Consider the following 12245-nt stretch of genomic DNA (forward strand, 5'->3'; position numbering starts at 1 on the left):
TACCTAAAGCGAACCGACGACCTGTCTCTGTACACGCAGGAGCAGCTAGACCAGGTCGCCAGAAAGCTCAATACACGTCCCAGAGAGACTTTGGGATTCGAGTCACCAGCCGAAAGGCTGGCAGCCACCGTTGCATTGACCGGTTGAGACCGCCGGGACCCAGGGCTCCCCAAGGCCGCGCGCGGCGCGGCTCCTGGATTCCCGCCTGCGCGGGAATGACGGCTTGTGGCGTCAGCGCCCCTTCTTCCGGTTCACCAGCACGATCCCCGCCGCCACGGCCACCAGCGCCACCAGCAACTGCGGCGTCAACCTCTCGTTCAACAGCACCACCCCGAACAGTAGCGCGAACAGCGGCGCCAGGAAGGTGAACGACGACAGCTGCGTCGCGGGGTAGTGCCGCAGCATCCACATCCACGCCAGGTAGCTCGCGAACGCGCCGATCGCCGTCTGCAGCGCGATCGACACCCAGGCGTAGGCGGAGTAGTGCAGCGACCAGCTCTCCCCCAATGCCAGCGACAGCAGCGGCGCCACCATCGTCGTCACGGCCACCTGATAGAACAGGGTCTTCTCCGCGCTGGCCGTCGCCAGCTTGCTGCCGCGGATCACGATCGTGGTCAGCCCCCACAGCACGCCGGCGGCGAGCGCGAAGGCGTCGCCGCGCAGCTGGCGCGGCGTGCTGTGGCCCGTGAAGCCTTCGCTGAAGGCCAGCGCCACCGCCGCGAACGCGATGCCCAGGCCGATCCATTGCAGCGGCCGCAGCCGCTCGGAGGGCGACACGCGCGGCAGCAGCAGGGCCACCACGAAGGGCGAGGTGTAGAGGAACACCGTCAGCCGCGAGGCCGCCGTATCGCGCAGCCCGAGGTAGATGCAGGTGAATTCGGCGGCGAACAGCAGGCCCGCGAGCACGCCGCCGCGCAAGGTGCCATCCGGCTCGAACAGCCGGATGCCGCGCCACGCGCACCAGAGCCACAGCAGGGCGGTGGCGCCGGCGAAGCGCAGCGCCGCCTGCCATAGGGGCGGCACTTCGGGCACGGTGGTCTTGATCAGGATCTGCTGGAAGCCCCAGAACAGGCAGCAGGCGACCAGCAGCGAAACGGCGAGGGCGTCGAGATGTTCTTTTCTTTCGCGCATCGCGCGATGGTAGCGACGCTACAGCCCCGCGAGCTTGGCCAGCAGCTTCTTGAGCGCCTGCTGCTCCGACGCCGCCAGCGAGCGCAGCACCTGCGATTCGTGCGCGCGCGCCTTTCCCAGCAAGGGGCGCACCAGCCGCTTGCCCGCGCTGCTCGCCCCGACCAGCGTGCGGCGCTGGTCGGCGGGATCGGCCAGCAGCGTGACCCAGCCCTGTTCGGCCATGCGTTGCACCAGCTTGGTCACGGTCGGCTGCTTGGCCAGCACTTCGTGCGCGAGCTGGCTGACCGTCAGCGGCGGGCTGTCGTGCAGCGTCGCCAGCACCCGCCACTCGATCGAACTCAGGCCGGCGGCGCGCACCTGGCTGTCGAAGTTCTTGTACAGCGCGTGATTGGCCTGCCCCAGCAGGTAGCCGAGGTAGTCGTCGACGAAGCGTTCGCTGCTCACAGCGGCAGCTCCGTGTAGTAGCGCCCGCCGTGGAACAGCAGCGGCAGCGCGCCCGCGCGGTGCGCGCAGCGCTCCACCTCGCCGACGAAGATGATGTGGTCGCCTTCCTCGTAGCGGCTGCGGTTGAAGCACTCGAAGGTGGCCGCGGCGCCATGCAGCAGTGGCGCGCCGCCTGCGCCCTCGTCGAAGCCCACGCCGCTCCAGCGGTCCGCGCCGCGGGTGGCGAAGCGCTCCGCCAGCGCCTTCTGGTCGGCGGCCAGCACGTTGATCGCGTAGTGCGAGCCGGCGCTGAAGACCGTCATCGACGCCGCGGCGCGGGACAGGCTCCACAGCACCAGCGGCGGCGACAGCGACACCGAGTTGAACGAATTGGCCGTGAGCCCGATCAGGCCGCCCGCGGTGGTGCGTGCGGTCACGATGGTCACGCCGGTGGCGAACATGCCCAGGGCGGCACGGAATTCCTGCGCGGAAAAGGTGGGCGGCTGCGCCTGCTGCGGCGGGTTCATGGGCTGGCCGATTGCATGAAATTTCATGTAGTATGAACCAGGACAAGGCGCCTCACCGCATGCTGCAGGAAACCCTCGAACCCGCCTGGCTGGACGCCTTCGAAGCCGTGCTCGGCCGCTGCGCCCTGCAGGCCGGCGACACCGTCGCGGTGCTGAGCGAAAGCCAGAGCCGCCCCATCCTGCCGGAACTCGCGCGCCTCGCCGCCGCCCGCCGCGGCGCGCAGGTATTCAGCCTCGTGCTGCCCAGCGTGTCGGCGCCTGGCGGGCTGCCGGTGGCGCGTTCCACCGGCGCCTCGCCGGTGCTGCGCCAGATCGGCCCCGTCGTCGCCGCGCTCGCGGCCAGCACGCTGGTGCTGGACTGCACGGTCGAGGGCCTGATGCACGCGCCGGAATTGCCTGCCATCCTGAAGGGCGGCGCCCGCGTCCTCTACGTCAGCAACGAACATCCCGAGGCACTGGCCCGCCTGCTGCCGGACGAAACGCTGGAACCTCTGGTCAAGGAGCACGTGAAGCGCCTGCGCGGCGCGCGTGAAATGCGCGTCACCTCGCCCGCCGGAACCGATCTTTGCGTTTCGCTGCAGGGTGCCGTCTGCGGCGGCAACTGGGGCTACACCACCCGTCCCGGGACGATGACCCACTGGCCCGGCGGCCTCGCGCTCGCCTTCCCTGCGCGCGGCAGCGTGCAGGGCACCCTGGTGCTGGCCGAAGGCGACGTCAACCTCACCTTCAAGCGCTACCTGGAAAAGCCGGTCACCTTGCGCATCGAGGACGACTACGTCACGCGCATCGAGGGCACGGGGCTCGACGCGGAGCTGATGCGCAGCTACATCGCCGCCTGGGGCGATCGCGAAGCCTATGCCGTGAGCCACGTCGGCTACGGCCTGAACCGCGCCGCCCGCTGGGACAGCATGGCCCTGTACGACAAGCGCGATTTCAACGGCACCGAGCTGCGCGCCTTCGCCGGCAACTTCCTTTACAGCACCGGCGCCAACGAGGTGGCGGGCCGCCACACGCCGGGCCACTTCGACCTGCCGCTGCGCGATTGCACGGTGCGCCTCGATGGCTCGACGGTGGTCGAAGCCGGTAAGCTGCTCGCATGATGCCCGTGCCGGCCTTCACCGCCCTCGGCGGCGGCGCCACCACCGTGCTGATGCTGCACGGCATCGGCGGTGGCCATCTCGCCTTCGCGCCGCAGGTGGAAACCTTCGCTTCTGCCGGCTACCGCGCCGTCGCCTGGGACATGCCAGGCTACGGCCACAGCGCGCCGATCGAGCCCTACACCTTCAAGGGCCTGGCGCAAAGCTGCATCCAGCTGATCGAAGCGCTCCAGTGCGGCAGCGTGGTGCTGCTCGGTCACAGCATGGGCGGCATGGTGGCGCAGGAGGTGGTGGCGCGCCGGCCGGAGCTGGTGAGCCGGCTGATCCTGTGCGGCACCTCGAGCGCCTTCGGCAAGCCGGATGGCGAGTGGCAGCGGGCGTTCGTCGCGCAACGCACGGCGCCGCTCGACGCCGGCCGCTCGATGGCGGAACTGGCCGAAACGCTGGTGCCGCAGATGGTCGGCCCCGGGCCGCTGCCCGAAGGCGTGCGCCTGGCCACGCATTGCATGGGCCTGGTGCCCGCGGCCACCTACCGGCGCGCGCTGGAATGCATCGTGACCTTCGACCGCCGGCGCAACCTCGGCGAGATCCACGTGCCGACCCTGCTGGTCGCGGGCGAACATGACCGCAACGCGCCGCCCGCGGTGATGAAGAAGATGGCGCAGGAGATTCCATGGAGCACCTACATCGAGATGAAGGGCGTCGGGCACCTGCAGAACCTGGAAGCGCCCGACGATTTCGACGGCCTGGTGCTCAATTTCCTGAACCTGCCCAACGCGCTGCTTCACTGAGGCCCACGGGCGCGCCCGCGTGACTGCGCCCCCGTGCAACGACTGATTCCTGGAGCACCCGCATGCCCGAGCTCGCCTTCACGCCCGCCGTGGGAGACCACGCTTTCACCGAGTCCCAGCGCGAACTGCTGGCACGCGTCCACACCCTCGGGCGCGACAGGTTCGCGCCGCGCGCTGCGCAGTGGGACGAGGAAGCGAGCTTTCCGTTCGCGAACTACGAGGACCTGCGCGCGGCCGGCCTGCTCGCCCTGTGCGTGCCGCGCGCGCACGGCGGCCTGGGTGCCGACTACCCGACCTACATGATGCTGGCGGCGGAGCTCGGGCGCTTCTGCGGTGCCACCGCGCTCACCTACAACATGCACATCTGCTCCACGCTGTGGACCGGCGTGCTGGCCGACGGCATCCCGATGACGGAGTCGCAGCGGGCCGAGCACGCGCAGCGGCGCGAGCTGCATTTCCGGCGCGTGGTGGACGAGGGCGCGGTCTACGCCCAGCCCTTCTCCGAAGGCAGCGCCGCAGCCGCCGGGCGGGCGCCGTTCGGGACCACGGCGCGCAAGGTGGAAGGTGGCTGGGTGGTGAACGGCCGCAAGATCTTCGCCTCGCTCTCGGGCGCGGCCGACTACTACGGCGTGCTGTGCACCGAGGACAAGGGCGACGAGAAGCCGGACGCGCGCGACACCCTGTACCTGGCCGTGCCGGCCACCAGCGCAGGCCTGGCCGTCAGCGGCGACTGGAATCCCCTCGGCATGCGCGGCACCGTGAGCCGCAACCTCACCTTCCAGGAAGTCTTCGTCACGGACGCGGAACAACTGATGCCCCGCGGCGTCTACTGGAAGGGCGCGCAGACCTGGCCGGCGATGTTCTTCACGCTGGCGCCCACCTACCTGGGGCTGGCCAACGCCGCCTATGACTTCACCGTCAGCTACCTGCGCGGCGAGGTGCCGGGCGAGCCGCCCGTCAAGCGGCGCATGTACCCGACCAAGCAGGTCGCGGTGGCGCAGATGCGCATCCAGCTCGAACAGATGCGCAGCATCTTCCTGCGCGCGGTGCTGGAGGCGCGCCCGAATCCGTCCAAGGACGAAAGGATGCGCCTGTACGCCGCGCAATACACCGTGATGGAAGGTGCCAACGACATCGCGCGGCTGGCCATCCGCACCTGCGGCGGCCAGAGCATGATGAAGCACCTGCCGCTGGAGCGCATCTACCGCGACAGCCGCTGTGGCTCGCTGATGCTGCCGTGGACGGCCGAACTGGTGCTGGACCGCATGGGCCGTGAAGCCCTCTACGAAGCCGGAGAAAGGGACGAGTGAAGAAGTCGGGGGGGTTGTTCGCCGCGCTGCTGCTGGCAGCGGCGGCGCAGGCCGAAGTACCGCGGGTGCTCCCGGGGAAATCCGCCTGCGAGCGGATGGTGCGGCGGCTGCCGAACGTGACGGCGCCGCTGTGCGAGGCCAGCCGGCTGGTGGAGAGCGGTGCCCGGTCCGTGAACGGTACGCCGATCTACCTGCGCGACATCGGCGCCGAGCACGCGAAGCTGCGCGTGCTGGTCACCGGCGCGATCCATGGCGACGAGCTGTCGGCCGCCTCGGTGGCGCTGCACTGGATCCAGCTGGCCGCGCAGGAGCAGGTGCGGATGCCGCAGGAGGTGCACTGGCGCTTCGTGCCGGTGCTCAATCCCGATGGCCTGCTGGCGCAGCCACCGACACGCACCAACGCGCATGGGGTCGACCTCAACCGCAACTTCCCGACACCCGACTGGGAGCGCGATGCGGCGAGCTACTGGCAGCAGCGCACCCACAAGGACCCGCGGCGCTGGCCCGGGCCGAAGCCGCTGTCGGAGCCTGAGTCGCGCTTCCTGCACGAGCAGATGCAGAGCTTCAGGCCGCACCTGATCGTGGCCATCCACGCGCCCTATGGCGTGCTCGATTTCGACGGACCCTCGGTGCCGCCTTCGCGACTGGGGCGCCTCTACCTCGACCAGGTCGGAATCTTCCCGGGTTCGCTCGGCAACTACGGCGGCGTGCACAAGGGCGTGCCGGTGGTGACCATCGAGCTGCCCCATGCCCTGCGCACGCCGCTGGACGCGGAGATGCGCCAGATGTGGCTCGACCTGCTGCGCTGGACGGCCGCGAAGATTCCGGGCGATCCGCGCTGAATGGGAGTCGTCATCCCCGCGCAGGCGGGGACCCAGAGCCGCCGCGCTGCGCGCGGCAGTCCGGACGCCCTGGATTCCCGCCTGCGCGGGAATGACGCATGCGCGCCGGCGGGAAATTGGGCAGACTCCACCCCCATGACCACAGACACCCCAGACATCGTGACGCGCTTCGGCAGCGGCCGGGCGGTCCAGCGCATCGAGGACGAAGGCCTGCTCAAGGGCCTGGGGCAGTACACCGACGACATCGCACCCGCCGGGCAGCTGCGCGCGGTGTTCGTGCGCTCGCCCTATCCGCACGCGCGCATCCTGTCGATCGACACCTCCGGTGCGGCGTCCATGCCGGGCGTCGTGAAGGTCGCGACCGGGGCCGAGCTGGTGCAGGCCGGCGTGAAGCCCATCCCCACCAATCCGGCCTTCAAGCGCGCCGACGGCTCCCCCGCCGCCACCGCCGACCGCCGCGCGCTGGCGCACGAGCGGGTGCGCTATGTCGGCGAGGCGGTGGCGATCGTCGTCGCCGAGTCGCTGCAGCAGGCGCGCGACGCCGCCGAAGCAGTCATGGTCGACTACGAGGAGCTGCCGAACGTCGTCGACCTCGAGGAGGCGACCACGCCCGGCGCGCCGGTGATCTGCGAACAGGCGCGCGACAACGTCGCCGCGGAGATGCGCTTCGGCGACGCGCAGAAAGCGGCGGCCGCGTTCGCGCAGGCGGCGCATGTCGTGCAGCTCAAGGTGGTCAACCAGCGGGTGGCCGCGCTCTCGATCGAACCGCGTTCCGTGCTCGCCTGGGTCGCCGACGACGGCCGCCTCACCCTGCGCATGAGCAGCCAGATGCCCTCCGGCGTGCGCAATTCGCTCGCCAACGACACGCTGGGCATCGGCCGCGACAAGGTGCGCGTGACGGTGGGCGACGTCGGCGGCGGCTTCGGCATGAAGACCGGCATCTACCCCGAGGATGCGGCGACCGCGTGGGCCGCCTGGACGCTGAAGAAGCCGGTGAAGTGGATCGCCGACCGCAGCGAGGAATTCCTGACATCCTTCCACGGCCGCGACCAGCAGGCGCAGGCGGAACTCGCGCTCGACGGCGAGGGCCGCATCCTGGCCATGCGCCTGCGCACGCTGGCCAACGTCGGCGCGTACGCCACGGCCACGGGCATGACCATTCCGCTGGTGGTCGGGCCCTGGGTGCAGACCAGCGTCTACGACATCCCGCTGATCGACTTCCACATCCGCTGCGTGATGACCAACACCGCCTGCACCGCGGCCTATCGCGGCGCCGGCCGGCCCGAGGCGATCTTCATCATCGAGCGCCTGATGGACGAAGCGGCGCGCCAGACCGGCATCGACCGCATCGCGCTGCGCCGGCGCAACTTCGTGCGGCCGGAGCAGATGCCGTACACCAACGCGATGGGGCAGGTGTACGACGTCGGCCGCTTCGCCATGGTCATGGAGGAAGGCCTGGACCTGGCCGACTGGAGCGGCTTCGAGGCGCGCGCCGCGGAGAGCAGGGCGCGCGGCAAGCTGCGCGGCCAGGGCATCTCCACCTTCCTCGAATGGACCAGCGGCATGGCCTTCGAGGAGCGCGTGACGGTGGACGTCAAGGCCGACGGCATGATCGAGGTCTTCTCCGCCGTCAACCAGATGGGCCAGGGCATCGCGACCACCCTGGCGCAGCTCGTCGTCGACGTGTTCAAGGTGCCCATCGACAAGGTGCGCGTGGTGCTCGGCGACACGGACCGGGGCGACGGTTTCGGCAGCGCCGGCTCGCGCTCGCTCTTCACCGGCGGCTCGGCGCTGCACCTGGGTTCGGTCAAGACGCTGGACACCGCGCGCGAGCTGGCGGCGAAGTCGCTGGAAGCCGCTGCCGCCGACCTGGAGTATGCGGAAGGGCGCTTCAGCGTGAAGGGCACCGATGTCGGCATCGGCCTGTTCGAACTGGCCGCCAAGCAGCCGGGCGGGCACATCTTCACCGACCACACGAGTTCCGTGCAGGGCCCGAGCTGGCCCAACGGCTGCCACGTGAGCGAGGTGGAGATCGATCCCCAGACCGGCCAGGTGCAGGTGGTGCGCTATGCCAGCGTCAACGACGTCGGCCGGGTGGTGAATCCGATGATCGTGCGCGGCCAGCTCGATGGCGGCGCGGTGCAGGGCATCGGCCAGGCCTTGTGCGAGCACATGGTCTACGACGGCGCCAGCGGCCAGCCGGTGACCGGCAGCCTGATGGACTATGCGGCGCCGCGCGCCGACATCGTGCAGTGCGAGTTCGTGACGGAGATGAACCAGACGGTACCGTGCACGACCAATCCGCTGGGGACCAAGGGCGTCGGCGAACTGGGCACCATCGGCGCGGCGCCGAGCATCGTCAACGCGGTGGCCGATGCGCTCGCGCGCGCGGGGAAGAAGCAGGCGGCGGCGGAAATCCAGATGCCGCTGACGCCGGCGAAGGTGTGGGAGATCCTGAACGCTTGATCCGCCGCCCGCCGTCCCCGTCCCCGCCCGCCGTCATTCCCGCGGAGGCGGGAATCCAGGGCTCCCAAAACAAAAGGCCGCGTACGCGGCCTTTTGCTCTGGGCCCCCGCCTGCGCGGGGGTGACGGATCTTCCCCTCAACACGGGGTCCCATCACCGGCTCACGCATTGAGCGACAGCTCCCCCTCCGGCATCCTTGCATCCTGCCCGAAACCGTAGAACCGGAAGTTCATCGCCGGCTTGCGGCCGCCGATCAGCTCCGCCATCGCCTTGCCGGAACCGGCGCCATGCGTCCAGCCCAGCGTGCCGTGGCCGGCGTTGACCCACAGGCCACCAACCCGCGTGCGGCCGATGTACGGGATGTTGGTCGGCGTCGCGGGCCGCAGGCCGGTCCAGAACTGCGGGTTGCCGCCTTCTTCCGGCAGCCGCGTGTCGCACACGCCCGGCAGCACCTTCTCGATGCGCGCCGCCAGCATGCGGCAGCGGTCCTGCGCCAGCTGCGAGTCCAGCGTCGCGTCGTAGCCCGACACCTCGATGGTGCCGGCCACGCGCAGCTCGTCGCCCAGGCGGCTCATCGCCACCTTCACCTCGTCGTCGATGCTGCTCACGAAGGGCGCGTCGGCCGGCTTCTTCAGCTTGAACGTGGCGCTGTAGCCCTTGCCGGGATAGATCGGCAGGTCCACGCCCACCTGGCGCAGCAGCGGCGCAGTGTAGGAGCCGCAGGCCACCACGACGTCGTCGGCGCTCAGGCGCTGCACCAGGCCGGTGGCACGGTCGCGGATGCGCACGGCGGCGATGTCACCGCCGGCCGTCTCCAGCCGCTCGACGTCCTGGTTGAACAGGAACTGCACGCCACGGGCCGCGCACAGCTGTGCCAGCTTCTGCGTGAACACGCGCGCGTCGCCGCTCTCGTCGCTCGCGGTGTAGGTGCCGCCGACGATGCCGTCGAAGTTGCGGAAGGCCGGCTCGATGGCGAACAGTTCGTCTCGGCTGACGACCTTGCGGTCGACACCGTACTTCTGCATCAGTTCGGCCGCGACGGCGGCGTCCTCGAACGCCTTCGGGTCGGTGTAGAAGTGCGCGATGCCCTTCTCGAGCCGGTTGTATTCGATGCCGGTGGAAGCCACCACGTCCTTCAGCGCGGAATGGCTGTACGCGCCCAGCGCGACGAGCTGCTGCACGTTGCGCTCGAAGGCGGCGTCGTTGCACTGGGCCAGGAATTCCAGGCCCCAGCGCCATTGCTGCCAGTCCAGCTTGGGGCGGAACAGCAGCGGCGCGTCGTTGCGGAACATCCACTTCAGCAATTTCGCCGGCGCGTGGCGGTTGGCCCAGGGCTCGCAGTAGCTCACCGAGATCTGCGCCGCGTTGGCGAAGCTGGTCTCCAGCGCGGCATCGCGCTGGCGATCGACAACGATGACTTCGTGGCCGCGTTCGGCCAGATGCCAGGCGGTGCTGATGCCGATGATGCCGGCGCCGAGAACGAGTGTCTTCATAGGCTCAAAGTTTGAGGCGAGTCCCGGTTTTTCAAAAGCCGAATTAAACTGTCTGCGCCTTCATCAGATCGTCTAATGGATGCAGCCCTTCGATCCTGCCGCGCTCGAATGCCTGGCCGCCATCGTGGAAGAGGGCGGCTTCGACCGTGCCGCCCAGCGCCTGAGCATCACCCAGTCCGCCGTGTCGCAGCGCCTGCGCGCGCTGGAGGCGCAGGTCGGCACCGTGCTGGTGGTGCGCAGCCGCCCCGTCAAGGCCACCGCGGCGGGGCAGCTGCTGCTGAAGCACACCCGGCAGATGAGGCTGCTGCGGGCCGATGTGGAACGTGAGCTGGGCGAGCTGGCGCCAAGCTCCACCGGCGGCGCACGCGAGGAAGAGCGCATCTCCATCGCCATCAACGCCGACAGCATCGCGACCTGGGCGCTGCCGGCGCTGAATGCGCTGGCGCGCCAGGGCCTGCCGCTGGAGATCATCACCGACGACCAGGACCACACCCACGAATGGCTGCGCGAAGGGCAGGTGCTGGGTTGCGTGACGACGGTCAAGCAGGCCTTGCGCGGATGCAAGGTGCTGCCGCTCGGGGCGATGCACTACGTGGGCGTGGCCCAGGCGGCGTACGCGCGCGAGCGGCTGCCGCAGGGGCTGACGCCGCACAACTTCCGCGACACGGCCTTCGTGGCCTTCAACCGCAAGGACGACATGCAGGCCGAGTTCGTCGGCCGCGCCTTCGGCCTCAGGCGCGTCTCACTGCACCAGTTGTTCGTCCCCAGCTCGGAAGGACAGGTGCGCGCGGTGCTCGCCGGCTGGGGCGCCAGCGTGGTGCCGGAGCTGCTGGTGCGCGGCCTGATCGCGCAGGGCGAGCTGGTGAACATCGCACCGCAGGCGAAGGTGCCGGTGCAGCTCTATTGGCATTGCTGGAACCTCGCGTCGGCCGTCCTCGACCAGCTGACCGCGGCGCTGGCGCAGGCGGCGCGCGAAGCGCTCACCGCGGGCTGAGGGGCTCAGCGCGGCGTGCCGGCGCCGTGCGGGATGTCGCCATCCGGCATGTACGAGAGATCCGCGGGAGAGGCGAAGGCGAGCAGGAACGCTGCCACGACCGCGGCAAGCCAGGCGAGCGTCTGTGTCCAGAGCGGCTTCATGACAGCCTCCGCGGGAGTTGTTGTTCTGGTAAGTGTGCGCTTGCCCGTGTACTGTTCACACTGCAGCGGTGTAAAGCCCGCGGGAAAGTTGTTCCGAATCGCACGTGCTTACGCAACGTGCTTACACGGGCGCCGTGACGACGGCGCGCGAGAGGTTCACCACGAAGCGCTCGCGGAAACCTTCCTGTTCTCCCTTGCTCGCGTAACCGAGCGTGTTGGCGAGCACGCGGCAACCCCGCTCGACGTAGTCCTGCTGGCAGTGCAGGTGGCCGTGCAGCCAGAACTGCGCCTTCTCCATCAGGTCCTCGAGCGAGTTGCAGAAGCCCGCGGTGGCCGGCGTGACGCCGTAGCGCGGATCGTGGCTGCGCAGGCTGGGCGCGAAATGCGTCACCACCACCGTGGTGCCGTCGAAGGGGCGCGCCAGTGCATCGCGCAGCCACGCCTCGCACACCAGGGCCTGCTCGCGCCAGCCCTCCGCCAGCATCATCTCGCCGTGCCGCAGCGCCGCCGCCTTCTGCAGGTAGAAGTTGGCGGCGCGGAACGCCTTGTGGCGCTGCTTCAACGCCTCCTGCACGGTGGGCTCGGGCTGGCCGGGGCGCAGCACCAGGGCGTCGAAGTCGGCCCACAGCGTGGTGCCGATGAAGCGCACGCCATCGACCTCATGCACCTCCCGTTCGAGCCAGGTGATGCCCAGTCGATCGCAGGTCTCGCGCAGGCGTGCGTGCGTGGCGTCGAAATCGAGGTTGTCGTATTCGTGGTTGCCCGGCACGTACAGCACCGGCACCGGCCAGGCGCCGCGCGCGGGCGAGAAGCGGGCCAGGCCGAAGTCGCTGTCTTGCAGCTTCGAGCTGCGCTGGTAGGAGCCGACGTCGCCGGCGAGCACCAGCAGGTCGGCTTCCGGCGCCGGCGTGGGCCGATAGCCGGGATGGCCCTCCAGGTGGAGGTCGGACATCAGCTGGATCTTCACGCCGGCATTGTGCCGGCGCGCGTGGCCGCCTCCGCGCCGGGCGGCCCGCCTTCCGGGTGTCG

12 protein-coding genes and 1 pseudogene are annotated in these 12245 nt (G+C 69.8%); 7 read left to right on the top strand and 6 right to left on the bottom strand.

The window, feature by feature from the left end; all coding sequences use genetic code 11:
* Positions 1-147: pseudogene (locus JI746_RS28425) on the top strand (IS30 family transposase); the annotation flags it as partial.
* Positions 148-231: 84 nt separating this feature from the next.
* Here the strand turns inward: JI746_RS28425 and JI746_RS17880 are convergent.
* The 3 genes from JI746_RS17880 to JI746_RS17890 are packed head-to-tail and all read right to left on the bottom strand — an operon-like array spanning position 232 to position 2081.
* Positions 232-1131 carry a DMT family transporter gene (locus JI746_RS17880; RefSeq protein ID WP_201691474.1) on the bottom strand — a complete coding sequence of 300 codons (900 nt, stop codon included), beginning with the start codon at positions 1129-1131 and terminating at the stop codon, positions 232-234.
* Between the two features lie 18 nt (positions 1132-1149).
* The gene (locus tag JI746_RS17885; RefSeq protein WP_201691476.1) at positions 1150-1575 is read right to left on the bottom strand and encodes a MarR family winged helix-turn-helix transcriptional regulator; all 426 of its coding nucleotides are present in this window, start codon (positions 1573-1575) and stop codon (positions 1150-1152) included.
* Positions 1572-2081, bottom strand: coding sequence for a flavin reductase family protein (locus JI746_RS17890; RefSeq protein ID WP_201691845.1), 510 nt, complete (start codon positions 2079-2081; stop codon positions 1572-1574). The genes JI746_RS17885 and JI746_RS17890 overlap by 4 nt, the downstream gene beginning before the upstream one ends.
* Before the next feature lie 59 nt (positions 2082-2140).
* Between JI746_RS17890 and JI746_RS17895 the strand changes: the two genes are divergently transcribed.
* The 5 genes from JI746_RS17895 (at position 2141) to JI746_RS17915 (ending at position 8587) form a co-directional block, all read left to right on the top strand.
* Positions 2141-3181: a peptidase M29 gene (locus tag JI746_RS17895; RefSeq protein ID WP_201691478.1), complete on the top strand. Its 1041-nt coding sequence runs from the start codon at positions 2141-2143 to the stop codon at positions 3179-3181.
* Positions 3178-3969, top strand: coding sequence for an alpha/beta fold hydrolase (locus JI746_RS17900; RefSeq protein ID WP_201691480.1), 792 nt, complete (start codon positions 3178-3180; stop codon positions 3967-3969). Before JI746_RS17895 ends, JI746_RS17900 begins: the two co-directional genes overlap by 4 nt.
* A 62-nt stretch (positions 3970-4031) precedes the next feature.
* Entirely contained in the window at positions 4032-5279 is a 1248-nt protein-coding gene (locus JI746_RS17905) for an acyl-CoA dehydrogenase family protein (protein ID WP_201691482.1), read from the top strand.
* The gene (locus JI746_RS17910) at positions 5276-6121 is read left to right on the top strand and encodes a M14 family murein peptide amidase A (RefSeq protein ID WP_330893025.1); all 846 of its coding nucleotides are present in this window, start codon (positions 5276-5278) and stop codon (positions 6119-6121) included. The genes JI746_RS17905 and JI746_RS17910 overlap by 4 nt, the downstream gene beginning before the upstream one ends.
* Positions 6122-6256: 135 nt before the next feature.
* Positions 6257-8587 (top strand): xanthine dehydrogenase family protein molybdopterin-binding subunit, encoded by a 2331-nt coding sequence (locus JI746_RS17915; protein WP_201691484.1) that lies wholly within the window; start codon positions 6257-6259, stop codon positions 8585-8587.
* A gap of 160 nt (positions 8588-8747) precedes the next feature.
* On the opposite strand, the gene JI746_RS17920 is transcribed toward JI746_RS17915, so the two are convergent.
* Positions 8748-10079: a D-amino acid dehydrogenase gene (locus tag JI746_RS17920; RefSeq protein WP_201691486.1), complete on the bottom strand. Its 1332-nt coding sequence runs from the start codon at positions 10077-10079 to the stop codon at positions 8748-8750.
* 79 nt (positions 10080-10158) lie between these two features.
* Between JI746_RS17920 and JI746_RS17925 the strand changes: the two genes are divergently transcribed.
* A complete protein-coding gene (locus tag JI746_RS17925) occupies positions 10159-11073 on the top strand; it encodes a LysR family transcriptional regulator ArgP (protein ID WP_201691487.1) in 915 nt (304 codons plus the stop codon).
* Positions 11074-11078: 5 nt separating this feature from the next.
* Here the strand turns inward: JI746_RS17925 and JI746_RS17930 are convergent, their stop codons facing one another.
* Both JI746_RS17930 and JI746_RS17935 read right to left on the bottom strand, forming a co-directional pair.
* Positions 11079-11216: a hypothetical protein gene (locus JI746_RS17930; protein WP_201691489.1), complete on the bottom strand. Its 138-nt coding sequence runs from the start codon at positions 11214-11216 to the stop codon at positions 11079-11081.
* Between the two features lie 121 nt (positions 11217-11337).
* Entirely contained in the window at positions 11338-12183 is an 846-nt protein-coding gene (locus tag JI746_RS17935; protein WP_201691491.1) for a metallophosphoesterase, read from the bottom strand.
* Between the last annotated feature and the right edge of the window lie 62 nt (positions 12184-12245).

It is taken from the genome of Ramlibacter alkalitolerans (assembly GCF_016722765.1).
GTDB classification, from domain to species: domain Bacteria; phylum Pseudomonadota; class Gammaproteobacteria; order Burkholderiales; family Burkholderiaceae_C; genus Ramlibacter; species Ramlibacter alkalitolerans.